We start from the raw sequence: 23899 nt of genomic DNA, 5'->3' as shown, positions 1-23899 counted from the left end.
CGGAACGGCTGCAGATAGGGGCGCGGCCGGTCCGCGACAAGTTTCGCGCTCACTCGGCTGCGTCGAGCTGCGGTTCGCCCTTGCGGATGTCGACTGCGAAGGAGCGGGTGTGGCGCAAGGTCGGGATGCGTTGGCGGGCGTCCGCGACCAAAGCAAGATCGATCTCGGCCATGATCAGCCCGGGCTCGTTGCCGGCCTCCGCGAGCACGCGGCCCCAGGGATCGACGATGATCGAGTGGCCATAGCTCTCGCGGCCGTCCTCGTGCAGGCCGCCCTGCGCAGCCGAGACCATGAAGGCGCCGTTCTCGATGGCGCGGGCCCGCTGCAGCACCTGCCAATGCGCCTCGCCGGTCTGGCGGGTGAAGCAGGCCGGCGCGGTCAGCATGAAGGCGCCGGCCTCGGCCTCGGCGCGGTAGAGATAGGGGAAGCGGACATCGTAGCAGATCGATAGGCCGATCAGCCCCCAGGGCGTCTCGACCAGCGTCGCCCGGTCGCCACCGGAAAACGTGTTGGATTCGCGCCAGGTCTCGCCATTGGGGAGATCGACGTCGAAGAGGTGGACCTTGTCGTAGCGCGCGGCGATCTCGCCGGCGGGATCGATCATATAGGCGCGGTTTGCGATCTTCTCGCCGGCCCTGACCGAGAGCGAGCCGATCTGCAGCCAGATTTTCGCCTCGCGCGCCGCCTGCCGCAGCCCGGCCAGCACCTCGTGCTCACCCTCGCTCTGGCTGATCTCGCGCAGGCGCTTGGTGTCGCGTTCGCAGAGATTGGTGACCTCCGGCGTCTGGACGAAGTTCGCGCCGGCCGCTGCCGCTTGGCGGATCAGGCGGACCGCATCGTCGCGATTGCGCTGCGGATCGCGCGTCGAACGCATCTGGACGCAGGCGGCGGTGAAGCGTGGCGCGGTCATCGCGATGTCTCCTCAGGCTGCCTTCAGCAACGGGTCGAGCTCGCCGCGCGCATCGAGCGCGTGCAGATCGTCCGAGCCGCCGACATGGCGCTCGCCGATGAAGATCTGCGGCACGCTGGTGCGCCCGCCGGCCTTCGCCGTCATCTCCTGGCGCAGCTCCCGCTTGCCATCGACGTCGATCTCCTCGAAGGCGACGCCCTTCCTGGTCAGCAGTCCCTTGGCGGCCTGGCAATACGGACACCAGCCCGTGGTGTAGATCGTAACCTGCGGCATCGGCTTATCCTGAAAGACGAGTTCGCCTGGCAATATAGGGAGCCGTCACGCTTCCGTCACGACCCGGGCGAAGGTCAGCACGTCGACCGCGCTCGCCCCGCCGCGCAGCAGCGCACGCGAGGCGGCATTGACGGTCGAGCCGGTGGTCAGCACGTCGTCGACGAGCAGGACGCGCCGGCCCTCGACGAGCGGGCGCATCGCCGGCAAGACCTTGAAGGCGCCCTGGAGATTGCCGGCGCGCTGCGCCTTGGTCAGCCCGACCTGCTGCTTCGTGCGTTTGACGCGGGCGAGCGCCTGCGGTGCGAAAGGCCGACCCGATTGCCGGGCTATCGCCGCAGCCAGCGCCGCCGCCTGGTTGAAACGCCGAGTCCACAGGCGGAAGCGATGCAAGGGCACGGGCACGACGAGATCGGCATCGGCAATCAATTCCCGGCCGGCCTGCGCCATCATCCGCCCGAGCATCAGCGACAGCTCGGTCCGGTCGCCATATTTCAGCCGGTGCACCAGCTCGCGCGCCGTGCCGTCGAAGCGGCAGGCGGCGCGAGCCCTTGCGAAGACCGGCGGGTCGGCGATCGCGGCCGGGGAGATCAGCCCAGGGCCGAGATCGACCTCGAACGGCGTGCCGAGCCGCTCGCAATAGGGCCGGTCGATCAAGCCAAGCCCGCTCCAGCACTGCGCGCACAGGCCCTGCGCCTCGCTCGTGGCAGCCCGGCAGCCGACGCATGAAGGCGGGTAGACGAGCCCGACGGCGCCCGAGATGCTTCGGCGCAGCCAGCCATTTCCCCAGAGGAAACCGCGTGCGGAGGGCGTTTTTTTCGTCTCCGCCAGGTTTTCGGAAAGGCTCATGCTCGGTGCCATCCGCAAAGAGAGCGTCTTTGCTTTCTTGCGGACCTGGCAGGACTGCCCCTGCCAATTCCTGCCATGTCGCCTATGTTCCTTGCGACGGCTCCGGCCCGCATGACGGTGACTGGCGCCATGGATGCCTCCTGCGGCCTTGCGGCCGCTTCGCGACAAGGATCGCCACGATGAGTCATGCCTCTGCCGCCTCACCCAAGCTGTTCACGTCGTTCCGCCTTGGTGATCTCGAACTGAAGAATCGCGTCGTGATGGCGCCTTTGACCCGCAACCGCGCCAACAAGCATGATGATGCGCCGAACGCGCTCAATGTCGAGTACTACCGCCAGCGCGCCGGCGCCGGGTTGATCATCACCGAGGCGACGCAGATTTCGCAGCAGGGCCAGGGCTATATCTGGACGCCCGGCATCTATCGCGACGCCCAGGTCGCCGGCTGGAAGGCGGTGACGGACGCCGTGCATGACGCGGGCGGGCGGATCGTCGCGCAGCTCTGGCATGTCGGGCGGGTGAGCCATGTCTCGCTGCAGCCGGGCAAGCAGGCGCCGGTCGCGCCCTCGGCCGTGCTCGCCAAGACCAAGACCTATATCGAGAGCGGTTTCGCCGAGGTCTCGGAGCCGCGCGCGCTGGCGCTCGACGAGATTCCTGGCATCATCGCAGACTTCGTCCGGGCTACGGAGAACGCCAAGGCCGCGGGCTTCGATGGCATCGAACTGCACGGCGCCCATGGCTACCTGCTCGACCAGTTCCTGCGCGACGGCTCCAACCAGCGCCAGGACGTCTATGGCGGCTCGATCGCGAACCGGGTGCGCCTGACGCTGGAGGTGGTGGATGCGGTGACCAAGGTGTTCCCGAAGGAGCGCGTCGGCATCCGCATCTCGCCGGTGAGCCCGGCCAATGACTCCCGCGATACCGATCCGCAGGCGCTGTTCGGCCATCTCGTCGGCGAGCTCGACAAGCGTGGCATCGCCTTCATCCATGTCGTCGAGGGTGCGACGCGCGATGCGCGCGACTATCTGCCCTTCGACTACCAGGCTCTGCGCAAGGCCTTCCGCGGCGCCTACATCGCCAATAACGGCTTCAATCGCGAGCTCGCGGTCGAGACGATCGAGAAGGACGAGGCCGACCTCATCGCCTTCGGCCGGCTCTTCATCGCCAATCCCGACCTGCCGGAGCGGCTCAAGCTCGACGCCCCGCTCAACACGCCGGATGTCGCGACCTTCTATGGCGGCGATGCCAGGGGCTATACCGACTATCCGGTGCTGGCGCCGGGCGAGGGCGTGCAAGCGGCGGAGTAGGGCGCGAATGGCCGCCCTGCGGACAGGTTTCACCCGTCCGCAGGTTTTTCTTCGTCGACTGCACGGAAGGGCTTGCGGCGCGAGGCGGTGCCGATTATACGGACGGCCTTGCCGCGCTGCTCCCATCGTCTAGCGGTCAGGACGTCGCCCTCTCACGGCGAAAACTGGGGTTCGATTCCCCATGGGAGCGCCATTCGCGCCAAATGAGCCTGTTTTATAAGGCTTTTTTCCTCTTCTTGTCCCACCTCGGAATCCGGTGGGACAATTATCGATCCAGCTTGAAGCTTCATCATCGCTGAGTCTGCCATCCGCGGCTTACGGGCGGCGCGGGCGTAGCGCTCAACCTCCTCCAGCGTCTTGTGCCCTGTGACGGACATCACCTCGTGCGGAGTCGCCTGGCTCTCAGCGAGCCGTGCAGCAATGGCCTTGCGCAAGCCGTGAGCACGTCCAGGCACACCCGCGGCGACGCATTGCTCACGGAACCAGTTGCCGAAACCATTTGGTGTGAACGACTCGCCGTACTGCGTCTCAAGAAATGTCTCTTTGCCGCAGGGGCCCGCCGCGATAGCTTCCAAAAGGTGAGGATCGGCAGGAATGTCGATGTCGACCGGCGAGCGATGCTCGTTCTTTGCCTGCTGAAAACGAAGTCGGCCATTCTGGATATGTGCCGGGCCGAGGCGTACAGCATCCTCGCGACGCCCAGCCGAATAGTAAATCAGCACCATTGCAAGCCGTGGTTTAGTGCCCACCGGCCAGCGCTTTTCAAAACGCAGGACTTCTTCGACAGTCCATGAGTGATGTCCGTCGGTCTTGTACCTGATGAGTTTCACGTCTCGAGCCGGATTGGCCGATACCTCTTCGGCTTCAACTGCCCAACCGAAGAGCGCTTTGAGTGCCTTCAAGCGTTGATTGGCGGCAGCCTTCTCAAGCTCATCCCGCAGCCGGCGGACGTGCTTGGTCTCCATTCGATCGACAGGCAGGCTGCCTTTCGTCTTGCACACGAGATCGAGGGCGCGGGTTCGCCACGCCCTCGTACTAAGGTCCAGCAGTTTGAATTCAGGGCTGGCGTAGTATTTCTGGCAGAGTTCTCGGAAGCTGCCTTTTTCGGCCTTCTCCGGTGCGGCCTTCTTGTCGAGCGGCTTGCCGGCGAGCGCGTCGCGATACGCACTCCAGAACGCATCCGAGCCGTATTCCTGCGTCAGGCGGACCTTTGGCTGGCCAGGCACGCGAACGTACCACCGCGCATTGCCGTGCCGGTCGACGTCTTTGCTGAGCCGGGGCGGGTTCGGGCGTGGCATTAAGCGGCATCATCCCACGGGTTCGCGTCAGACACAGTGTTCCGATACGGCAAGCTGTCAAACGCCGCGTCCAGATCCCGAACGTCCCAAATCGTGCGGGTGTTGATCGTCCGAGGGGAGGGCGCGCGGCCCTCTTGTACAAGATCGTCGAACAGCGAAGGCGAAATGCCGAAGTAGAACGCGGCCTGTACGCGCGAGAGCCCGCGCGGCATGAAGCCGTGGCTGCGTCTGTTGTCGTTGGCTGCTTGCATTCGAGGCTCCCCTCAATGTTGGCTATATAAATACGGCTCAACGGAGCCGATCATCAAGAAATGAGCGGGCTCTGCCCGAATTTTGCCGCGATTTGAATTTTTTGAATCGGCGATTGGCTGGGGAAACGTCTTGCTGAGCGGAGGAGGCTCACCATGCAAGATAAAGTGGTCATTCGTCCTGAAACCCCTCAAGTTCACATCACCACAGCAGGCGAGTTTCGAGCAGCGCTAAAGCGGATCCGTATGCTGGATCCAGCCGCCCGCAACTCCGCTGCCGCACGGGAGCGCGCAGCCTTGGAGATCGCGGTTGCTCGATATCTCGCGCACGACGACAGTTGGGCTTCGATCGCGCCAGAGCGTGATATCGCAGCGCAAGGGGCTTCGGCCGATCGCCACAATCCCGCCACGAGCCCTTCAAACATTTAGGACGCTGTCGATGCGGCGGCGGCGCCGGGCCAATGACTAGCCCCCCAGCCCCTTCAAAGGCCCGGCGTCACGCGGCTATGGACCAAGGCTTTTGCTTCGGGCCGCCCCGGGTGCCTTCCGCTCCGGGCGTTTCCGCACCCCCGTTTCTCTTTTGCCGGAACCTCATCGCCGCATCTTGGTTGCTGCATCAAGCACGCAATCGGGAGTTCGGTCATGAAGAAACTCGCATTCGCATTGGCGTTAGTGATTTTGCCCAGCGTGGCGTTCGCTCAGAATTCCGGGGTGGTCGTCCGCGATCCAACTGGCGGCTCAACGCGCGATCCGGCGCTCGGCGTCGGAACGGTGGAGGCTCCCCTGAAACGGGATCCTGCCGGCGGCGTAATGATCGACGATACGCCGCGCTTCCGCACCTATGTGGTGGAGCAGCGCGTCCCGTCCTACACCTATGCCGAGCCAATGGCGGTCGGCACAGTCCTGCCGGACGAGGGAGGCATCGTCTATCGCGAGGTGCCAAGGGAATACGGCGCTCAGGGTTACAACTACACCGTCGTGAATGGTCGCACCGTTCTCGTCGAGCCGCGAACCCGGCGCATCGTTCAAGTCATCGACTGACTTCGAGCTGGGCATGCGATGGCGCTAGCGAATGGGCGGGCCCGGGCCCGCCCTTGGCGGGTGCCCCGGCAGGCCGGCGGTTGCGGGGTTTCGCCGCTGGCGCCGCTTCGTCGAACAAGTACTCCTTGATGATGTTCGCGCCGGTGCGCTCTTGCACGCCGATCTTCACGCGGAACGGGATGAAGTGCAGCTGCTCGGTGTCGTCAGGATTGAGCACACCCGTAGCCCGGCGCAGTCCTGCGAAGTCGCGCTGGCCGATTTCCATGGTCTGCGGATCAGCATGTTCTAGGTTGTAGTTGATATAGAACGGGCGGCTTTCGTACGCACCGCCAACGATCTGTGCCTTGCACTTAAGCACCATGCCGTTGCCCTTGGCGTTGACGTCGTAATCCGTCTCGACGATTTCCAGCGCGTAGTCGCCGATAGGAAGCGGGGTGTAGCCGGAAGACGGTTTGGCGTTGGGCTTGTGGGTGCCGGTGATGCTGGCCATGGCGTTGCTCCGAATTAGCGTTTTTCGCTAACCATAGCGATAAATATATACGAACAGCATGTCAAGCGATATTCGCTAGCCCTAGCGTAGAGCGCCGAAGTCGGCTACCGCTGGAAAAATGATAAGCCCAGCCCAATGCCGCGCCGCGCGCGCCCTCCTAGAGTGGACGCAGCAACAGCTTGCCGAAGCTGCAGAGATCGGAAACGCGACGATCCGGAATTTCGAGAGCGGCAAGTCGGCGCCCCAAAGCGCGACGCTCCGCATACTCGCCCAAGCCCTCCAAGCCGCTGGCGTCGAATTCATCGACGACGAGCGTGGCGAAGGAGTCGTGAAATTGCGGGCGCAGCGTCAGACGTCAAAAGTATAGCGATTCCTAATTTGAATTGTCAGACTCCTACGGTTTGACAAATGGTTGCGCGCCACTGGTTGTCAACCAATAGTTTTATGAATCACCCTATGGACTCGCAGTAAGATTCGCGCCATGACTCTGCCTGAACTTGAGGCGAGTCCATGTCCGAAGATGACAACGGGCCGCGGCTGCTTACAAAGCAGCAGGCGGCAGATTATTGCGGCGTCAGCGCGCCCACATTCACCAAGTGGGTGGCGTCAGGCGATATGCCGGCGCCTTACCGCGCAACCCGCAAGTTTGACCGGCGAGCGATAGACTTGGTTCTCGACAACGCGGCGGGTATCCGGCCTGCCGTAGCGCCGAAAGAAGATGCCTTCGACAAGTGGGTCCGCGAACGGGCTGAACGGGATGCCGCGGCGTTGGTGCGCTCGTGAAGGGTGAAACCGATCTCCGCCCCGTCTTCGTAAGCCGCCACACGGCAGCGAAGCTGTTGGAGATCAGCGTCGACACGTTTGACCAGTGGGTTCGCACTGGCTTCGTCCCGCGAGCTCAGGTCAACCGAGGCCAGATCATCAGATGGCACTGGCCAACGGTTGAAGCGCGCCTGGCGAGCCCCGCCGAGCAGCAGGCGCATGATCCCAGCATCGTCACGGGCAGGTACGAGTCACCGCGCCGGAGGCCCAAGCCATGACCGACGGCCCACTTGGAAGGATTTTCGACCTCGACGAAGCCGCCGCGTACCTTCGCGTTAGCAAGAGCGCTGTCGCCCGTGCCGCCAAGCGCCACGGCATCGGCGCAAGGTTCGGCCGGGACATTCGCTTCAACGACGCTGACGTCCGGCAAATGTGGGAGGCGATGCGCGCTCATCCCGAGGTCAGCCTGCAGAATTCCATTCCGCTGCGAGGGGCAGAAAAAGCATTCGAGAGCTTGCGTAAGAGAGCGCTGCAGGAGCGCGCTGCCAAGCTGCTGGCAAGAGGGAAGAAGCGATAATGAACAAGCCGATTGAGGAGCCTGTCGTGGATCACTCTGTCCGCGTCCGGCTGGTCACCGCTCATCATGGCGGGGTCGTCACGGGTGCCGATGTGTTCAGCCTAGAACACTTCGGCGGCGTCCTGCCAAACGTTGGTGACACCTTCCTGTGGATCCGTTCTGAGGATGATTACGACGCGAAAGTGGTCCAGCGGCGTTATCGCGTAACCCATCCCGATCATCGCATACATTGGACATTACCACTGAGAGACGCGCCACCGGCGCCTGAGCTCACAGGGATCGTCAGGAACGCTCTGGCCGTATCCGATTACCTCCAAGCGGTGGCAGAAGGGCGGCCGATGGAGGAGGTCGTAGTCCTCTTGAGGAAATGCAACGTAGGGGGCTGATTCGTCGAGCGGCGGGCTGGACTGAACCAACCAGAGCGTGCACCATTACCTGGGGAATGGGGCAACCATAATGAATAAGTTGATGGCGGCGGCGATGGCCGTTGCATTGGCTGGCTGCGCTTCGCAGCAGCTTGAAACGCGCGACCAGTGGCTTGCAGAGACGCAGCGCGTATACAGGGACCGAGATCCTGAGCAGGTTATCCGAGCCGCGGAGGCAGTGCTTACGTCGGCCGATCCAGGCGACGTGACCTTCGCCCACACATCTGACGGCTTCACAGCCCGCAGACAGTGGCTTGTCTACATAGTGATAGCTTCAGCTGTCGGAACCGACATTTATGAATTCAAGGCCGTCCCCACGCCCGAAGGGACCAAGGCGACAATTCGAATCGAGCAGAAGGCGCAGAACAGCGACGGCAACCGCGCCGAGGGCTCGGTCTCAATCCTGGCGTCCTATCGTCTGTTCTTTAATTGGCTCGATTACGCCTTGGGCAAGGGTGACAAGTGGGTGACATGCGCCGAGGCTGAAAAAGAGTTCAAAATTTCGAACGCCAATATGGCCCCAGGCTTATGTGCTCCCGGCATAATGTCTGGCGGTGGGCTCCCCGTAGAGCCGCGCGCGGAATGGTCCAGGCCGTCGAAGGCCGCACCCAAGCCTCCGGTTCACTCGCGTCAGCTATTGAGTGGCGCAAGGTAGCGCAGCGGTTCTGCAATCTACCGAGCTGACGCGGCCGGGCCAGCCGCATCCCGACTCGACAAATTAGAACATATCAGGAGCATGGAGCGATGCAGCTCCGGTTCCCACTGCGCGTCTATCGCTTTCGCGACGCCGCTGATCGCTGCAGATTCCGAGCGATCCGAATCCGCTCCGCCGCGACGTGGCTCGCTTGTGGTCGCCGGAGGAGGCCGAAGATCTCGCGAAGGTGGTTGCGCGGTGGCTGACGGACGATGGTGGTCACTAGGCGGTGAGTGTATCCCTACGACCCGTTTTTGCGTGCCCCGATAAAGATTCCTGTGAGAACCATACCCACTAAGCCAATGACAGTGACTGCGGTGCTTCCTACGAGGATCTGAAGGACAGATTCCCCAAGCGGTGCCTGAAAGGCTCCGCCTGCGTGCATTAGAATTAATAATCCCACAAAAGCACAATAAATACACATAAACATAAACGTTTTGTCAGCGTACGGCTTTATCAAGTCATCTAATATAATCGTTGTATTTACTTTCTTTTTCAATGATTCCATTTCGGCTTGTAGATTGACTTTATCTTCAGAGACTTTCGTGAATCTGTCTAAGAGAGCGTCATATTCCACTCGCGCGACGGCTCCCGTCGCCTCCGGTAGAGACGACGGGGCATTGTCTATATCCTGAAGTGTTATGTCAGGTTTGGTGCTCACGGCCAGCCAAAGCCAACTGGACGTAGTGCTCCTGAATCTCGTCGTTGCGAAGCGACGTATTCCGGCCGCGTTCATAGGCCAAAGACCAAGGTGTTCCAGGCTGATGAGTCATCTTGGAAAGATCAATGCCTGAATATGTACCGTACTTACTCCAAACGTGATCTATGATGGCCTCTTCGGCGGGAGTCAGTTCCTCCTCAATCGGGTCATCTGTCCGCGGCCTATGAAGCAATTGGTCTGACTTGGCGAAACCGTAGTCCCGGATATGGTCCCATAGCGATCGATACACCGGGCCATTATCCCAAGCCTCGGGCCGCTCCCGGACTAAGGGCTCCTCGTTCACGGCCAGATTCCAGCCGTGCGCGATATAGACAAGTTTCTGCAACTGCATTTGCGCAGGTGGAAACGAGTTTCCCCTGCGCCGCAGGAACGCATTTGCGATGGCTGTCGCAGAGTGGTTAGCCATAACCTCCTCCGTTCGTTTCAGTCACCAGACACACCTCTCCCATCGTACCGGTTTGCGAGTTTTTCGCGGCCACCGACGGGCACAAAAGAACGGTTTAGACGCATCCAAGGATCAATCCGATTCGGACTGTACCTGTGGACAACGCCAATAGCCACCCGGCGCACCGCGCGCCGAATGGCCGAGATCACACACATATAGTTACACCTCGACGTGAACAAAAGGTGTCAGCAACTCATCCTATGCGCGCTGCTGGGCTGGACAGCGCAACCGTCGCGTGATCCGTTTACGCAGCGGCAATCGGGGCAAATCAAATGGCTGACGTCCATGTCACATGCATCAACAAGACACCGAGAAATAATCCCTACGAGGGCATCACGCACCTTGGAAACTCCACCGGCAAGTGGACGAGACAGTCTGTAATCGACTGGATCGAACGGAAGGAACACACCTTCTACACGTTGGTGAAGGGGAACCGAGGGAACATCGGCGTCGTAGACGGGCCGAATGGGAAGTATCTGCGGACCTATGCTGACGGAAAATGGAACGACAATCTGCTGTCGTTGCCTGAATGCCCGTAAGCCAATTAGAAGGGGTGCAGAGGGAATGAGTGACGATAAGGATGAATTCGCTGCAGCACTCGGTAATGGCAGGATCGCGTTTAGGCGCGAGGTTGAGCCGGTGCCTGCGTCAACTGTTCGTGAAGGCAACGTAACTACACACAATCATGCTCAGCCGGGCGCTCCCAGCCACTTCGAAGTCGAATTCAACATTAGCATAGCTCGCTCAACAACCGGGATTAAAACCTCGTTTTATCTTCCGTGGACCGAGATTGTGCTCGGGAAAGACGACGCTCCATATCGAACAGTTGAAGCTGAAGCCGCTCGACAAATTGCTCCAGCTCTTCGAACCGCTGCCGATCGCATTGAGGCTCTAGTTGCGGAGTTCGATTCGCGCGCATCTGTGAAGGATGGATAGCCATCACTAAGCCGCTTCCCCCAGCACCTCGCCCAGCTGATCCTCCCATCGCCTGACGACGGCGGTCTGGACCGACTGTGGCCGGATGATGGTGACCTGGCAGAACCCGCCAACGCCGGCCACAGAAGCCCCGACGCCAGCATGCGCGCCGCGTACATTCCGCTGCTCTTCCATGAGAGTAACGCCCGTGCTGATGACGTCCTCGCCGGGCTCCAGCGCCGCGCACCGCGCTTCAAGATCCGCATCGAACGGCGCGATGGCCAGGGGCCCGAGTGGCTGGAGTTCCCAAGCCGGCCCGTACAGCGAGTGCGAGGTCACGACGTAGCTCTCGGGCCCACGCGCTTCCGACCAGCCCGCCAGGTAGACCTCGATTTCTGGCCCGGTGGCGCACAGCGCATATCGATCGCGCCCGACGAAGTAGAAGTTCGAAACGGCAAGAGCGAAGCTCTCAACGAGCTCGTCGAATGAGCCATATGCGTCGTTGATCGCCTGCGCCAGTTCCTCGGCAAAGCCCTTTGGGCCGCGGCAGGAGATGGCGCAATTCAGGTGAGCAAGTAACGATACCTTCTGCCCAACAGCGCCGAGCGTGCCGTCGCCGTAATAAGACGCGCCGTCGGTGAAGAGATAAATTGCTTCGTCAGTCTTGATAATGTTTACGGCGCTCATGCGGCGCTCCTTTCGATTCCATAGATTGATCCGACCGGTCCCGAGCCGACGATCGCCGCCTGAAGGGCCGCCTTTGCCAACTGCTTGATCAGCGCTTTCATGGTGTCGGCAGCTTTCTCGCCGTCGATAATCATGTCGGCGAGTGCGTCGGTGATGCCTTCGCCGAAGAACTTGCTGGCGTCGTTGAAGCCTTCGACGGCTTTCTGGACCTCTTCGACCTTGACCTTGGCGTTGGCATAACCCGTCGCGGCCTCGTCGATCTTCTTGCGCATCGCTTCCGTCACCGGAATGTTCGCGCGTTTGGCGGCGGTCTCTAGCTCTAGCGCTTCGCGAGCCTTGGCCTTCGCGAAAGTGCCCTTGCCCTCGGTCTCAGCCTCCAGCAGCAGCGCCTGGCGCCGCTTTTCGCTGGCGACTAGGGCCTTCTCATATGCATCCAGCGTCTCCTTGCTGGATCCCCCACCGCCGCCTTTGCCGTCCTTGTCGCCAGGGACTTTGAAGTCGTTCAGGCTGACGGTGGGGCCATCCTTCTTGCCAAGACCCTTTGGGCGGGCCGCGGGCAGGGTGGTCGTTTTCAGCGCGTTCGCGAATTCGACCTCACTAGCGCGGAAGCCCGCCAGAGCCTTGCGGTTTGCTGCGGCGGCGGCTTCGTTCGCAGCAGCCTGCTCAGCGGCAACTGTCGCCCGTCCGCCCGCGTTCGCTGTGCCCATCTCTCGGGCGGCTGCAACGCGCGCGGCGCGCTCATCCTGATAGGAAAGGGCCTGCTGACGCTGAACGCCGGCATTCGCGCGCGCGAGCTCGCCAAGCTTGTCGATGAGCGCTCCAACCGTCAGCACGGTCGACGTCGCCGCAGATCCAATTCCAGCCATGCTGCCGGCGACATTGTTCAAACCCGAAACAAGCGCGGGTGTCAGTCCAACCGCCTCGTCGAACTTGCCGACAGCGAGGGTGAATTCATTCTTCAGGCGCTGCGTTGCCTGTTCCGTCGTCGTGACGGCACTGGCCAGTTTATCCTGAAGCACCTGCGCGCCAGCGAGGCCTGCCCGATAGAAAGCTTCCGAGCTGACCTTTCCGTCTTTGACAAGGGCGGTCAGCTTGGAGACGTCGCCTCCGGCTTCCCTGAGCCCCGCCGCAACGGCCTGCAGCAGCGGATACGCGCCATCGAGCAAACTCGAGTATTCTTCCGCCTGGACCTTGCCGCCTGAGAGCGCCTGGCCAAGCTGCAGCAGGGCACCCTGAGCTTCGGTCGCCGACGTGCCGCCGACTCGAAGGGCCTGTGAGACTAGGTCGGTGAACTTTAGAAGCTCGCCGCTGGAGGTGTTGAGGGTCGTCTGAGCCTGGCTGACGCGGCCGTATAGCGACGCCAGCGCTTCCAACGGTACAGCGTTGTCTTGCGCCGACTTCATCAGTGCGTCGAGAATATTGCCGCGCTGGGCATCAGGGACGCCCGCGACCTTCAACGTGTTGACGATCTTTGCGTATTCGTCGGCGGTCTTGCGAATATCGTTGAGGGTGGAGCCGACGGCAATGCCAGCGAAAGCACCCGCCACGCGCTTGCCGAGGGCGGAGAAAGACGCGCCGATGGATTTTTCCATCGCACTGGCGCGGTCTTCCATCTGTTTAAACAGACGGTACGCCTGTGAATTCTGACGCTTCAGTTGCTGCTCGAAGCGGTTGGTCTGCACTTCCAGCAAGAGGCTGAGTTTTTCTATATCTACTGCCATAAAAATACCTTGCAGCGATGAGCAGAATCATCGAGCAGATTAAGATCGATCGCTTTGTCAAAGTGGAAAAGAAAATGTCGGAGAATGATCAGGACGTAGTGGAACTGGCGGCTCACATCGTGTCCGCCTACGTTGCGAACAATAGCGTGCCGCAAAACGAGTTGGCCGCCCTGATTGCGAGTACGCACGCCGCGCTAGCTGGCCTCGGGCAGGCTCCCGCACCTGTTCCTGAGGAAAAAGCCGTGCCCGCTGTGCCGGTCAAGAAATCCATCACGCCGGATTATTTGATTTGTCTCGAGGACGGAAAGAAGTTCAAGTCACTGAAGCGGCATCTGCGCACGGCGTTCGACATGACGCCAGAAGAATACCGCGCCAAGTGGGGGCTCCCGCCTGACTATCCGATGGTCGCGCCGGCCTATGCTGAGGCGCGCTCTCAGCTTGCCAAGAAGATGGGCTTGGGCCAACAGCGCCGGAAGACCCCGCCTGCACGCGCTCGCGCGAAGGCTAAGGGCTAAGTTTAGGCGATAGGGCGGCGAGATTAGCTCGCCGCCACGTCGACGACTATAGGATCGATCGCGACAACAACTACGCGATGCGCCATGCCATTCCATACCAGGTCACGGAAGCGCTACCCGCCTCGATCGTGGTGCCACCAGCAGAGACCCTGGAATTGAACCCACCGGCGAAGCCGTTAGGGGCCACGTCGCGCGGCAAGCGGAACCACGCCCAAGTGCCGCCAGAGGAAAAGCCAGCGGGGGGCGGGGATAGCTAGTCGAAGAATTCGTCGGCCGGATCGGGCTCGCCAAGCGCATCGGGCAAGGTGATGCGGCCTGCGTCGGCTGGCGTGGCGCCCATCTGGCCCAGGCATTGCCGGAGTAAGTTCATGCTCTGGATGCCGACCTCCTGACCGCCGATCATGCGGCCCATGACAGTCGCCGCTATCGAGACGATCCCGCGATGGCTGCTATTGAGCCAAGGGATGCTCGAGCGCAGTTGCTCCCAGGCCTCCAGCGGCTTCGTCGAGTCGGTGTTGACGAGCCAGTCTGGGGCATCACCTAGGTCATCATCGATCAGTGGTTCGTTACGGCCTGCAAAACGGGCCGGATCGCGTTTATCGCGGCCAGTAAGACGGGCCTTTGCCAGCGGCGTACGCGGCATTGGCATAATCTAAGTTTCCTTTTGGGGTCATGATTTCAACTGCGGCGCTATGGGCGTTGGTACCGGCCCGTTGCGGGCGGAACGGTGCCTCTGAAGAATTGAGTGCCCCCGGGGGGTCACAGCGGCCAGCCGTCTGCGCCGAACGTCACGACGACCTTGCCGTGGTCCTCGAGCTGGCCGTCGCGATTATGGTGGGTGGCGCAAAGGCACTCGAACGGACCCGACCAGAACAACGCCTCGTCGCCCTTATGTGCTGTGCGATGGTGGACCACCGTCGCCTCTTCTACAAGATCCATGGCGAGACAGCGCTCGCATAATGGTTGAGCAGCCAACTGGCTTGCGCGAATGCGCTTCCAGCGCGCCGTGCCATACAGTCGAAGCCATGGCCGCTTGTCCGTCAGCCGAGACATCGAGCGACCTCCGCCTGTTCGGCGGTGAGAACATTCAGATGCTGGGCAAAAACCTGACCTGACGCCGTAGCGTACGTCTCGTATTCGATCCGGTCGCCAAGCATCGGTTCATGCGTGCCGAAGGCCGAACGATGCAGCCAAAGCCCCGCACCAGTTTCACCATCGGCCCGGATGCGGGCACCGGATGGTGTGACGCTGATAACCTCGCCAATCATGCTGGCGCCCTCAGGCGCTGCAATTTGTCGACGAGGCGAGATCCGCGAGCCGTCACGTTCGCCACGGCCGCCTGTGTCGCGAAGCTCGCCGATCGGCAGGCGAGAAAGAGATAAGGATTCTCTTGGTCCAGGTCGACAATCGCCGCGTAGGTGTTAGCAACGGCTCCCTCGGGCACGAGGGATATTTCGCGAAGAGCGACCCTGGTGCAATCGTCGTATTCGATACCAGCCGCCCAGCGGATTTTCTTCTCGGTCACATCGGCGCCGATCGACACGCAAGGGCGCTCATTCGACATCACGGTGTCGAAGATCGCGCGACCTGCGGCGTCGTTGTTGAGGGGCATTCGGAATGCCAGGCCTTGGGCACAGGCAGCAAATTCGAGGCCGTTATCTGTGCCGCCAAAATCCTGGCGTTCATCGTGATCGAAAAGCAGCGCCTTCCGCTTCCCATCTTCTAGCGTGTTGGCGAACCCACCGGCGCGAACGACACGGAAACGGTCATTGGCGAAGAAGGCCCGGCCATGAAAGCATGCCCAGCCCTGTACAGCTGGATGCGCAATTTCGCGACCGTCTGAAGACAGGAAGCGCCTGCGTGCGACGGCTGGGGCTGACGGGGTTTGGCGGGCTGGCTTATCGTTGCCGGACATACGCTGCCGGAACGAGGTGACGGCGCGCGGCAACGCGATAGAAATGGTCATCGCAACTCCGCCGGAATGTCACGCGCAGGTATCGCGCCGGCTTCTGCGGCTTCCTTGAAGAAACGGGCCAACGGCCCGCTCTTATCCGTGGGCGAGCCGATGCCGTTCGGTACGCGGAGCTCTTCATGGTGAGCGTTGCAGCCCGCCTCTTCAACGGCGTCTTCAAGGTCCTTGAGGGACAGGTTTGCCGCGTGAACGCCAGCGAGTGCCCGGCAAAAAACCTGCATTCGGCGAAGGAACTCAGGTCGCACATGGGCGCGCTGCACCCGCATGGCCTTGCTGCGCTCGACGTAAATCTGCTGGCTGAGCGTTTCGAGAGCGCGCCGGAGGTCCGACAGTTCGAGCGTCAATTTGCCTAGTCGCTCGCGCTTCGATCCCGTAACGGGGACAGGCGGTCTGCCGAGCAGAGCGGCCACCCGGGCTTCGGCAGGGTCCGACGGCGGCGCGTCGTCTGGCTCAGCGCCGATAGCGAGTTGCTCGGCAAATTTCTTTTCGATGAGCTGACTGATCTCGTCGCGCTTTGTTTCCAGGCCGGCGAGAACTTTTGAACAGTCTTTGATTTTCGGAATATCGATTGGCTTCATAATGCCTCAGAATAGGTGTGAGAATTTGGCGACGACCGGCAACGGGATCGTCGTTGCTTTGGAAATGCCTGCCGGATCGGAGCCGTAGCGGACACAGGCGCGCTTGCCGACGAGAGTTAAACACTCCAATACGACATTGCCCGGCCCCAGATGCAGGAAGCCGTCTTCGACGTCGAAGTAGCCAAAAACTGGTCCGGTCTTGCAGGCGTTCAGCAGCCCGGCGAGCATTGCGCCGGCTGTTGGCGGGAGGCTGGTGGTCGAAGCTTGCGGAAGCGCGGATAAAGTCCGGACGCGCTCCGGTGCCGTGCCGATTGTGTCGGCGGAGAGCGCGAGGACAATGTTGGCGACGTTGGCGGCGGTCGGTGTCTCGCCGTGGCCCGGAACGAGTCCGTCTTCGCGCAGGCAGCGAAGCTGCTGGCGGCATGACGAAAAGCTGCGGCCAGTGATGTCGGCCAGGCGCTGGCTATAAGCGCGCTCCATATGATCTCCTGAATGGGGTGCCCGGCGGAGCCAGAGACTCAACGCCGGGCGGCCACGCAGCGGGACGCTCTGCGCGGCGAGAGGTGCGGCACTCCGCATCAAATAGGCGAAAAGAAAGCCTCCCCACGGGGTAGCGTGTGGAAGCAAGGTTGCATGCACGCAATTCGTGCGCTTACGTAAAGTCGGGTTGCCGCCGGCGACGTCTATTCGAGCGAAGCGATTCGCACCCATACGCGACACGGAACTGCGTCAAGCAGGGCTGGGGCGGCGGGGCTCACCCCCGTCGAGAAGAAGACGGAGGCGTAGGCATGAGGTTCGTGCTGAAGTCAAAAGTTGTTCGGGTTCGCGCCTACCTGCGAACCCGGTTCGGCCGCCGGGAGCATGTATGTGCTCATTGGCGGTCGCACCCGGGGCAACTCGCGTTCAACTTTTAAGCTCGAGGTCGTAACTTGAGCCGGCCGGTGGCAGCCCGCCGAAGAAAACGCCCCGGCGATGAGCCAGGGCGTTGAAGTCAGGGGTCTGCCGGGAGGGAATTTCTTCCCTCTCACTATACTCTCCCCCAAAAAGCTGAATCCCTACCTCACGCCGCAGATTTCTTCAGCGCAGCGGAGAGATTGTCGTTCGCGGCGAGCAGGCGGCGCTTTCCGCCGCTCCTTTTGTCGGCGTATGCAGGCGATTGACCAGCGGCGACGCCAACCTCTGCAAAGCTGCGGGCCGTCATCGCGGTCTCGAGCGTCGCCACGTCCTCCGCCCTCATCGCCGCAAGCGTCTCTTCCCAAATCTCGCGCTGCGCGATGGCGCCGGTTATGTCCTGCCAGGCGATAGCGCCCGACTGTCCAGTTGCGGCGACCTTCATCCCATTGAAGCTGTCCGAAATGCGCTTGGATCCACACGGCAGGCCGGGGGGGTAGTAGGTGACTGCCGGCATGACGGGCGTATTCGAGATGGCCTCGTCTAGCCATCTCTGAGCATCGTGACGCGTAACGAGCTTCCATTTCGGTCGGCGGACGCGTTTGATGAAGCGGGCTGGAAGCGTTCCAAGCATCTCGGCGAAATAGCGATTGCTGGCCGTCAACTCGGCACTGCTGTAGCCCGGCCCGCCCTTGGCCACGTCAACCTCTTCGCGGCTGGCGAGCAGGGCGCCTGCCGGCATTCGCCGATAGTAGCCTTCAACTTTGCTAGTGCTGCCTTCCTGCCGCCGATACGCCCACTCAGCCTGCGTTCCGTCGCTGAAGCGCAGGTTCCCAATGCGCACGATCTGGCCCGCATCGTTCCGTTCAATGTCACCTGCCGCGACGTGCTTCATGATTTCGTCTGCGGACGGCGTGATCAGCAGCTTCCGCTCATGGCGAAGGTCTGCGATCTCATCGGGGGAGGCGTTGTCGTTTGTCGGTACGGTCGTCCAATTTGTGCCCAGCGCTTCAAATGGACCTTCTGGACGATTGCGATAGGCGATCAGCGCTTTGAGTTGCTCTGCCAGCGATTTTCCGCCGGCAGCAGTGACTTTGATATTCATGGCGTCCCCAAGACTTTGTTGATTCAAAGCGCCATTGCCTGGCGTCATAGTATTGATGGCCGCTTCCCAGCCCACAGGCGGGCGCTGGCGGCTTTTCTTGATGTGGTTGGTAGGGTGGTGGTAGAGCGGACCAGGTGGCCGGCTATGAGGCTCTCACTAAATTTAGTCCCTCAGCGAGCGAAACGTCAAGGAACCGCTACATCTAGTAGGAAGATGTGGATCAAGGGGATAAGCTTCAAGGCGCATCATAACCACTTGATGGTCCTTACGGATTCGATCGGCTGTTGCTCCTTTACCGCAATCAAAAAATCAAAAATCCCGATTTAGTCGCGCGTGAGAACGAGGCAGGTCTATCTCCTAATGTCATGTGCGGCGATTTCGGTGCCCCCCGGAACCAGTCTCGCTTTGGCGCGTTCATGCGCGCCAGAGGAGACTGCAATGTTGGTAAGTGGCGGCGTTTGGGGCGTCCTGATCAGGGTTGCGGTTGTTGCCGTGCTGGGAGTGGGCGTCCTCCTGCCTCTAATCTTCCTACGCTAGCCTCGCGCGCGCTGGCGCGCACGGGCTTCGACATGATTGCCGGGCATTGATGTCTGCGCGATACTCATCGCGTCGACCAAACGCCATTTGCGCCATGACCAACATTGGAAGATCTGGCCTCGCTCGGCTGATGCTCCGCCGCCCACAGTGGCGTGATCGCCTTCGCGATCGTTCACAGCAACCGGTACTGCAGGACTTGTTTGAAGCTTATGAACTAGCCTGCGCTGCGACATATTATTGGGCCAAGTCAACACTGCCGAACGCGCCAGTGCTCGCGGACGAGTATCGCTTCGTGACATTGGAAATCGAAGATGACATTGCTTGGCAATTGAGCTCCGTTTGACCGGCGGCTCCGGCTTTCTCCTCATAGGATTTTCTGCGTTAGCGATCGTGCTCGTGGACAGTGCCGTTCCGGCAGGTGAGGGGCGGGCAAGATGGGAGGGGGCGGGGAATGCAGCTATCCAGCCTCGTCAGGCAGCTCAAGTGTCTCGAACGGTAATAGCTTGCCGGCGGCCTGATCGTGTATGACCAGCACAACGGCTACCTCCTTTGATTTTGATTGGGTTGAATACTTTGAGTTCAGATCCTTAAGTATAATATTGCCAACGTCGCGTGCAAATTCTTGAGGCATAGGTGGCGGAGTTGCAATTGAAAGAAGATCCTTTGCGGTTTGACTTAACACTTGGCATGACACGTTGAGATTGATCTCAAGGGAAGATTTATTTGTAACTACTACCCCAAATGAGTTGCCTGGATTGGAACATGACCTCCTGGCGGAATAGTTGCCGTCCAAGCTAGGCCACCAAGCGAATTGGCATTGCTTGCCAAGCCCAATTCCTGCATTGCGATTCTTTTCGCGATGTTTGGATCACGGCTTTCATCGTCCAAAAATGGAACAAAAGACCCATTTAAAGCGTATGAAAAGAATCCCGAAATTATTTCGGCTTCTTGTTTCGATAGAGCTGAAGCGAATTGAAGGGTTCTCAATGAGAAAGATCCAGGCTTTCTTATCTCGCCTGCTAATATTCTTCCAAACAGGAGTCGCAAATCCTCTGAGCTTTTTTCTTCTGACATTCGCGCAAAGGTGTTGAGCCAGTCTGTTTCAATCTCCGCGCCGGCGTCGATCTTGCCGGGATTCGATTTAACCTCTTCGACCGCAATGTGCGTTATCGCAGCTCTGTTCTCCAGTTTGCGCCGCTCCTCTGCATTGCGGACGAGGTCGTCAACACCGATCTTACCACCCGCCTGGACCTTGCCCGTGTTAGCGTCGATACGAGCCTTAGCGTTGTCGCCCAGTGACAGAACGACGTTGCTAACCGCCTTGTCTAAGTTTTTGAGCGTCTGCGGCATCGAAGGGAGACCGGGAAGCTGGACGCCCAACCATTCTGACAGCCTGTCTCGGATTGTCGGCAACTGCGGCTTGTCGTCGTCGCCCTTTGACATTTCGATCCCCACAACCTCAGATGCCGCAAGGATAAGCTTGCAACTTGAAGCGATACAACCAGGGATGTGAATTTTCCGATGATTTGCTGGGCGAAGGTGTTGCAGCGAACCATACTCTTTGGGGCAGCGTCTTTATCTCCATGCACTGCCAGCGCTCAAGCCACGCTCAATATCGATTGTGGATGGATCGAAACATTTGACACGACGAAGAACTCAATTGAGCCGACCAGAGGCTCAACGTTCTACACGATTACGTTTCAATCGGAAAATAAGGGCACTGCAAAGAGGCAAAGGCTAGGTGCTGAGTTCACGGTTAACGCTAGTGATTCTGAGATCAGCGGAGAGACTTCCTATATCATCGGTGAAGTGCCCATCCGCCAGAGCTTTAGATTGAACCGTTACACCGGAAAGATCGAGTCAGCTTTCACAACCGCTGGCGGATCGTTGATACACTATGGTCACTGCAAAACGGTGCAACGTCGACAATTCTAGATACACCCCCTAAGACCCCTCAGAGTCCTCAGTCTTGGACTCTGAGGGGAAATTGATATCAGGAATCTAACTCTGAGGAGTCTGAGGACTCTGAGGGGAGTGTATAGAGTCCATATTTGGACTTCTCAGCTTCGCCCGCCTTCACCATCCTGCCGAGCAGGTATTGGACGCTGGTTGCAGGCTTGCCGATCGCGCCTGCGATCTCGACGGGTGATCGGTGACCGTCCCGTAGAGCACCGAGAACGGCGCGACGCTCGTCTGATCGCTTCGCTTCGGCGACGTCGCCCAACACCGACCAGCGGCCCCCGTCAAACTGCAGCGCCTTCTCGATCTCCTCGATATCACGCCCGCGTCCATACAGCTTCGGGCCGTCGGAAGTGCGATTGAGCACAAGGATGGAATCGGCGGCGCCCGTCAGGCCGTTGGTGCCGGAGATCATCTCCAACGGGTCTTCGGCCTCCATTTTTCGAACGTGAGTGACAACGATGAGCGCGATGTTGTGCTCGCTCGCCCAACGCTGCAGCGGTGATAGTGCCTCGTAGTCCGCAGCATAGGAATCCTGCTTTTGGCCGCGGGCGGGGCGGACCATCGCGAATGTATCGATGATTGCAAGACGGGGATCCGAAGCAGCGGTACGCCAAGCGTCTAGACGCGCGATAAGTCCCGCGTTGACCTTGGGCGCTTCAGTCTCGAGCGTCAGACGGGCGATGTCCGGCCTATCGCTCTTCGGCAGAACGGTCAGAAGCCGGTCGCGCAGCCGACGGCGGTTGTCCTCCAATGCGAAATAGATCGCATCGCCTTGCCGGCAGCGGACGCCTAACGACACGCCGCCACTGGCGACGGCGATACCGAAATCGAGTGCGAGCCAGGATTTGCCCAGTTTCGGCCGACCACCGAGGATCGTCAGCCCCTCAGCAATGTAGCCCGGCACGACATAACGCACCGGCTCGAATTCCATCGCCAGGAGGCTTTCGCCGTCGATGGCGGTGCTCTTGAGATTGTCGTTGGCGGCCGGGAACCAGTTCGGGCGGGATGAGGGAATCGCGGGAGCTCGAGCAGCTTCAATCTTGGCCTCGGCCGCGGCTTCTGCTTCGATTATCGCGACCCGCATTGAGGTGTACTCAGCGACAATCGCTGCGCGCTCTTCCGGTGTTTCGTCGCCGCCAAAAATCAGCGGTGACGCCGTTTGGATGTAATCCAGGCGCTCTTCGTCGGTCAGTTCAATTGGCAACGTCACGGGGCGCACGCCCTCCAGTCATCGCCGCCACAGCGGCTTCAGTGATCTCGCGAGCCAGCTTCGGCCCAATGTGGAAGGCAGCCGCGCCCGACCGGTTTGGCGGGCGCACGCGGAACGATCCATCGTCCTTGCGATGGAGTTTGAGGCCGACAAGCTTGAGCTCGTCGGTAAGGCGCACGCTGAAGCGCGCGACGACGTTCGATCCGGCCCAGTGCTCGGGCCAGAGTTCGGTGACCTGCAATTCGCAGTCTCCATGTGGAAGCGAGCCCACCGGCGGAATTGCGGGTGGGGGGAGATGTCCAAAAATCGGTGGGACAGGTGAGATAGAAAGCATAAGGATTTCATGGGACGAGAATTCGTCCCACTTTCTGCTAACTACTTGTCTTCACTTGGCTCTTTGGCTCCCCATGGGAGCGCCATTCTTTTCCAAGAACTTGGTGAGAACTGACGCACTGCGCGGCGAGATTTGGCCGCGACGCGGCTCGTGAGCCCCCTCTCAGCGCTTCGGCAACCATTGCAAGGGCGCTGGCTCTACACCCTCGGCCATATTATCTGCTGGCGCCGAGCAGCCTGCCTTCCTCCTCGGGCGACAAGGGTTCGGCGCCACGCCCACTGAGAAACGCCTCGGCACTGGCCTCGCCGCTCGCGGGCGCATAACCGGTCGCCGCCAGCGCCTTAGCGGCGAGGAATTCCGTGCGCCAATTGCCGGCCTCACGGCAGTCGACCGCATCCCAGCCCGGCTCGGCTGCGCGCGCCAGCGTGTATTCGCGGCAGAAGCGGCCATCCCCAAGCTTGTACGAGGCGACCACGCGCAGCTTGCCGCCCGGCAGGCTGACGTCCCCGCCACTCGCGACCTGCGACAAGGCCGCATCGATGCCATCGCGGGAGAACCCCGCCAGCGCGATACCGGCGCTGGGCCGCCCGCGGCCGCCTGCGAGATAGCCCGCTAGCCCGCCAGCCATGAACAGGAAGCTGGCGGCGAGCGGCAAGGCGAGGCGTGGCCAGCGGCGCGAAGGCGCGTCCGGGGTCGCCGGCTTTCCTCCTGGGATCACCGACAGGCGCGCCGCAGCCGGCGGGCTGTCCGCGGTGGCGACGGCTGCCGCAAGATGGTCCGGCCTCGCCGGCGTTTCCGCTCTCTCTGCCTCCAGCAGGAAGCGGGTTTCCGCCAGGATCGCGAAGCGTTCCGCCAGGTCGGGGTCGGCGACGATGCGCGCATGCAGGCGTTCGGCCGCGTCCGGGGCAAGCTCGCCGTCCGCCAGCGCCACCAGCTCCTCGTCGGTCACAGCGAGGTTCGTCATGTCGGCTCCATTCCCAGTCTCTTCGCCAAACCGAGGCGTGCGCGCGACAACCGGCTCATCACGGTCCCGATCGGGATCGACAGTCGGTCGGAGGCGTCGCGGTAGCTCAGGCCGTCGACGCAGACGAGCAGCAGCAGGTCGCGCTGCTCGGACGGCATGTCCTCCAGGGCCTGCTGGACCGAGCCGGCAGTCAGGGCCGTCTCGGTGACCTGCCTGCCATCCTCGCCCTGCAGCTCCGGATGCAGATCCAGCGTCTCGCTTGCTCCCTCCCGCCGGCGCTTGCGCAATTGGTCGATCCAGAGGTTGCGGGCGATGCTGAAAAGCCAGGCGTCCAGCCGCGAGCCCTCCTGCCACTGTGCCTGTGCCCTCAGCGCCCGCTCGCAAGCGGCCTGCGTCAGATCCTCCGCCTCGCTGGTCGAGCGCGTCAGCGTCATCGCATAGCGCCGCAGGCGCGGCAGCAGCGAAATCAACTCC

At 61.1% G+C, this 23899-nt stretch carries 33 protein-coding genes and 1 tRNA gene; 13 read left to right on the top strand and 21 right to left on the bottom strand.

The window, feature by feature from the left end; all coding sequences use genetic code 11:
* Positions 1-49 precede the first annotated feature (49 nt).
* Genes AC07O0_RS13115 through AC07O0_RS13105 form a run of 3 tightly spaced genes read right to left on the bottom strand, consistent with a single transcriptional unit; the run spans position 50 to position 2029 of the window.
* Entirely contained in the window at positions 50-910 is an 861-nt protein-coding gene (locus tag AC07O0_RS13115) for a carbon-nitrogen hydrolase family protein (RefSeq protein ID WP_494623623.1), read from the bottom strand.
* Positions 911-922: 12 nt separating this feature from the next.
* On the bottom strand, positions 923-1183 hold the full coding sequence (gene grxC / locus AC07O0_RS13110; protein WP_494623621.1) for a glutaredoxin 3: 261 nt from the start codon (positions 1181-1183) through the stop codon (positions 923-925).
* A 45-nt stretch (positions 1184-1228) separates the two neighbouring features.
* Positions 1229-2029: a ComF family protein gene (locus tag AC07O0_RS13105; RefSeq protein ID WP_494623619.1), complete on the bottom strand. Its 801-nt coding sequence runs from the start codon at positions 2027-2029 to the stop codon at positions 1229-1231.
* 179 nt (positions 2030-2208) lie between these two features.
* On the opposite strand from AC07O0_RS13105, the gene AC07O0_RS13100 reads away from it, so the two are divergent.
* Both AC07O0_RS13100 and AC07O0_RS13095 read left to right on the top strand, forming a co-directional pair.
* Positions 2209-3333, top strand: a complete 1125-nt coding sequence (locus AC07O0_RS13100) for an alkene reductase (protein ID WP_494623617.1) — start codon at positions 2209-2211, stop codon at positions 3331-3333.
* A 118-nt stretch (positions 3334-3451) separates the two neighbouring features.
* A tRNA-Glu gene (locus tag AC07O0_RS13095) sits at positions 3452-3526 on the top strand.
* Here the strand turns inward: AC07O0_RS13095 and AC07O0_RS13090 are convergent.
* Positions 3486-4058: a tyrosine-type recombinase/integrase gene (locus AC07O0_RS13090; RefSeq protein WP_494624203.1), complete on the bottom strand. Its 573-nt coding sequence runs from the start codon at positions 4056-4058 to the stop codon at positions 3486-3488. The two genes, AC07O0_RS13095 and AC07O0_RS13090, sit on opposite strands and share 41 nt — an antisense overlap.
* Positions 4059-4130: 72 nt before the next feature.
* On the opposite strand from AC07O0_RS13090, the gene AC07O0_RS13085 reads away from it, so the two are divergent.
* Entirely contained in the window at positions 4131-4634 is a 504-nt protein-coding gene (locus AC07O0_RS13085; RefSeq protein WP_494623615.1) for a hypothetical protein, read from the top strand.
* Here AC07O0_RS13085 and AC07O0_RS13080 read toward each other — a convergent pair.
* A complete protein-coding gene (locus tag AC07O0_RS13080) occupies positions 4631-4882 on the bottom strand; it encodes an XRE family transcriptional regulator (RefSeq protein ID WP_494623613.1) in 252 nt (83 codons plus the stop codon). The two genes, AC07O0_RS13085 and AC07O0_RS13080, sit on opposite strands and share 4 nt — an antisense overlap.
* 153 nt (positions 4883-5035) lie before the next feature.
* Between AC07O0_RS13080 and AC07O0_RS13075 the strand changes: the two genes are divergently transcribed.
* Positions 5036-5308 (top strand): hypothetical protein, encoded by a 273-nt coding sequence (locus AC07O0_RS13075; protein ID WP_494623611.1) that lies wholly within the window; start codon positions 5036-5038, stop codon positions 5306-5308.
* A 213-nt stretch (positions 5309-5521) separates the two neighbouring features.
* On the top strand, positions 5522-5920 hold the full coding sequence (locus tag AC07O0_RS13070) for a DUF1236 domain-containing protein (protein WP_494623609.1): 399 nt from the start codon (positions 5522-5524) through the stop codon (positions 5918-5920).
* On the opposite strand, the gene AC07O0_RS13065 is transcribed toward AC07O0_RS13070, so the two are convergent.
* Positions 5910-6410, bottom strand: a complete 501-nt coding sequence (locus tag AC07O0_RS13065) for a DUF669 domain-containing protein (RefSeq protein ID WP_494623607.1) — start codon at positions 6408-6410, stop codon at positions 5910-5912. The two genes, AC07O0_RS13070 and AC07O0_RS13065, sit on opposite strands and share 11 nt — an antisense overlap.
* 118 nt (positions 6411-6528) lie before the next feature.
* Between AC07O0_RS13065 and AC07O0_RS13060 the strand changes: the two genes are divergently transcribed.
* From AC07O0_RS13060 to AC07O0_RS13040, 5 genes are all read left to right on the top strand, one after another.
* A complete protein-coding gene (locus tag AC07O0_RS13060) occupies positions 6529-6777 on the top strand; it encodes a helix-turn-helix domain-containing protein (protein ID WP_494623605.1) in 249 nt (82 codons plus the stop codon).
* 143 nt (positions 6778-6920) lie between these two features.
* A complete protein-coding gene (locus tag AC07O0_RS13055) occupies positions 6921-7193 on the top strand; it encodes a helix-turn-helix transcriptional regulator (RefSeq protein WP_494623603.1) in 273 nt (90 codons plus the stop codon).
* A gap of 253 nt (positions 7194-7446) precedes the next feature.
* Positions 7447-7749, top strand: coding sequence for a helix-turn-helix domain-containing protein (locus AC07O0_RS13050; RefSeq protein WP_494623601.1), 303 nt, complete (start codon positions 7447-7449; stop codon positions 7747-7749).
* Positions 7749-8135, top strand: a complete 387-nt coding sequence (locus AC07O0_RS13045) for a hypothetical protein (RefSeq protein ID WP_494623599.1) — start codon at positions 7749-7751, stop codon at positions 8133-8135. Before AC07O0_RS13050 ends, AC07O0_RS13045 begins: the two co-directional genes overlap by 1 nt.
* 70 nt (positions 8136-8205) lie before the next feature.
* Complete coding sequence (locus AC07O0_RS13040; RefSeq protein ID WP_494623597.1) at positions 8206-8829, top strand: hypothetical protein; 624 nt, start codon at positions 8206-8208, stop codon at positions 8827-8829.
* Between the two features lie 683 nt (positions 8830-9512).
* Here the strand turns inward: AC07O0_RS13040 and AC07O0_RS13035 are convergent.
* On the bottom strand, positions 9513-9995 hold the full coding sequence (locus tag AC07O0_RS13035; RefSeq protein WP_494623595.1) for a Panacea domain-containing protein: 483 nt from the start codon (positions 9993-9995) through the stop codon (positions 9513-9515).
* Between the two features lie 311 nt (positions 9996-10306).
* Here AC07O0_RS13035 and AC07O0_RS13030 point away from each other — a divergent pair, with 311 nt between their 5' ends.
* Positions 10307-10573, top strand: a complete 267-nt coding sequence (locus AC07O0_RS13030; protein ID WP_494623593.1) for a DUF3892 domain-containing protein — start codon at positions 10307-10309, stop codon at positions 10571-10573.
* A gap of 25 nt (positions 10574-10598) precedes the next feature.
* Entirely contained in the window at positions 10599-10970 is a 372-nt protein-coding gene (locus AC07O0_RS13025) for a hypothetical protein (RefSeq protein ID WP_494623591.1), read from the top strand.
* A 6-nt stretch (positions 10971-10976) separates the two neighbouring features.
* On the opposite strand, the gene AC07O0_RS13020 is transcribed toward AC07O0_RS13025, so the two are convergent.
* The gene (locus AC07O0_RS13020) at positions 10977-11636 is read right to left on the bottom strand and encodes a hypothetical protein (protein WP_494623589.1); all 660 of its coding nucleotides are present in this window, start codon (positions 11634-11636) and stop codon (positions 10977-10979) included.
* On the bottom strand, positions 11633-13357 hold the full coding sequence (locus AC07O0_RS13015) for a tape measure protein (RefSeq protein ID WP_494623587.1): 1725 nt from the start codon (positions 13355-13357) through the stop codon (positions 11633-11635). The genes AC07O0_RS13020 and AC07O0_RS13015 overlap by 4 nt, the downstream gene beginning before the upstream one ends.
* A gap of 74 nt (positions 13358-13431) precedes the next feature.
* Here AC07O0_RS13015 and AC07O0_RS13010 point away from each other — a divergent pair, with 74 nt between their 5' ends.
* Entirely contained in the window at positions 13432-13872 is a 441-nt protein-coding gene (locus AC07O0_RS13010) for a Ros/MucR family transcriptional regulator (RefSeq protein ID WP_494624201.1), read from the top strand.
* A 253-nt stretch (positions 13873-14125) separates the two neighbouring features.
* Here the strand turns inward: AC07O0_RS13010 and AC07O0_RS13005 are convergent, their stop codons facing one another.
* The 12 genes from AC07O0_RS13005 to AC07O0_RS12950 all read right to left on the bottom strand — a co-directional run bounded on the left by AC07O0_RS13005 (position 14126) and on the right by AC07O0_RS12950 (position 23895).
* On the bottom strand, positions 14126-14515 hold the full coding sequence (locus tag AC07O0_RS13005) for a hypothetical protein (RefSeq protein WP_494623585.1): 390 nt from the start codon (positions 14513-14515) through the stop codon (positions 14126-14128).
* Positions 14516-14631: 116 nt separating this feature from the next.
* Positions 14632-14925, bottom strand: a complete 294-nt coding sequence (locus AC07O0_RS13000; protein ID WP_494623583.1) for an HNH endonuclease — start codon at positions 14923-14925, stop codon at positions 14632-14634.
* Complete coding sequence (locus tag AC07O0_RS12995) at positions 14913-15140, bottom strand: hypothetical protein (RefSeq protein ID WP_494623581.1); 228 nt, start codon at positions 15138-15140, stop codon at positions 14913-14915. Before AC07O0_RS12995 ends, AC07O0_RS13000 begins: the two co-directional genes overlap by 13 nt.
* Entirely contained in the window at positions 15137-15838 is a 702-nt protein-coding gene (locus AC07O0_RS12990; RefSeq protein ID WP_494623578.1) for an HK97 family phage prohead protease, read from the bottom strand. Before AC07O0_RS12990 ends, AC07O0_RS12995 begins: the two co-directional genes overlap by 4 nt.
* Positions 15835-16422 carry a hypothetical protein gene (locus AC07O0_RS12985; RefSeq protein ID WP_494623576.1) on the bottom strand — a complete coding sequence of 196 codons (588 nt, stop codon included), beginning with the start codon at positions 16420-16422 and terminating at the stop codon, positions 15835-15837. The genes AC07O0_RS12990 and AC07O0_RS12985 overlap by 4 nt, the downstream gene beginning before the upstream one ends.
* 6 nt (positions 16423-16428) lie before the next feature.
* Positions 16429-16902 (bottom strand): hypothetical protein, encoded by a 474-nt coding sequence (locus AC07O0_RS12980; protein WP_494623574.1) that lies wholly within the window; start codon positions 16900-16902, stop codon positions 16429-16431.
* 580 nt (positions 16903-17482) lie between these two features.
* Complete coding sequence (locus tag AC07O0_RS12975) at positions 17483-18418, bottom strand: hypothetical protein (RefSeq protein ID WP_494623572.1); 936 nt, start codon at positions 18416-18418, stop codon at positions 17483-17485.
* Between the two features lie 1269 nt (positions 18419-19687).
* Entirely contained in the window at positions 19688-20398 is a 711-nt protein-coding gene (locus AC07O0_RS12970; RefSeq protein WP_494623570.1) for a DUF2806 domain-containing protein, read from the bottom strand.
* A gap of 550 nt (positions 20399-20948) precedes the next feature.
* Entirely contained in the window at positions 20949-22127 is a 1179-nt protein-coding gene (locus AC07O0_RS12965) for an AAA family ATPase (protein ID WP_494623568.1), read from the bottom strand.
* Positions 22111-22368, bottom strand: a complete 258-nt coding sequence (locus AC07O0_RS12960) for a hypothetical protein (RefSeq protein WP_494623566.1) — start codon at positions 22366-22368, stop codon at positions 22111-22113. The genes AC07O0_RS12965 and AC07O0_RS12960 overlap by 17 nt, the downstream gene beginning before the upstream one ends.
* 307 nt (positions 22369-22675) lie before the next feature.
* A complete protein-coding gene (locus AC07O0_RS12955) occupies positions 22676-23425 on the bottom strand; it encodes an anti-sigma factor family protein (protein ID WP_494623564.1) in 750 nt (249 codons plus the stop codon).
* Positions 23422-23895, bottom strand: a complete 474-nt coding sequence (locus AC07O0_RS12950) for an RNA polymerase sigma factor (protein WP_494623562.1) — start codon at positions 23893-23895, stop codon at positions 23422-23424. The genes AC07O0_RS12955 and AC07O0_RS12950 overlap by 4 nt, the downstream gene beginning before the upstream one ends.
* Positions 23896-23899: the final 4 nt, after the last annotated feature.

The sequence above is a fragment of the Allobosea sp. GW821-FHT10B12 genome, assembly GCF_059415545.1.
Note: the sequence above shows the minus strand (reverse complement) of the source record. Positions and strands in the feature narration are given on the sequence as shown.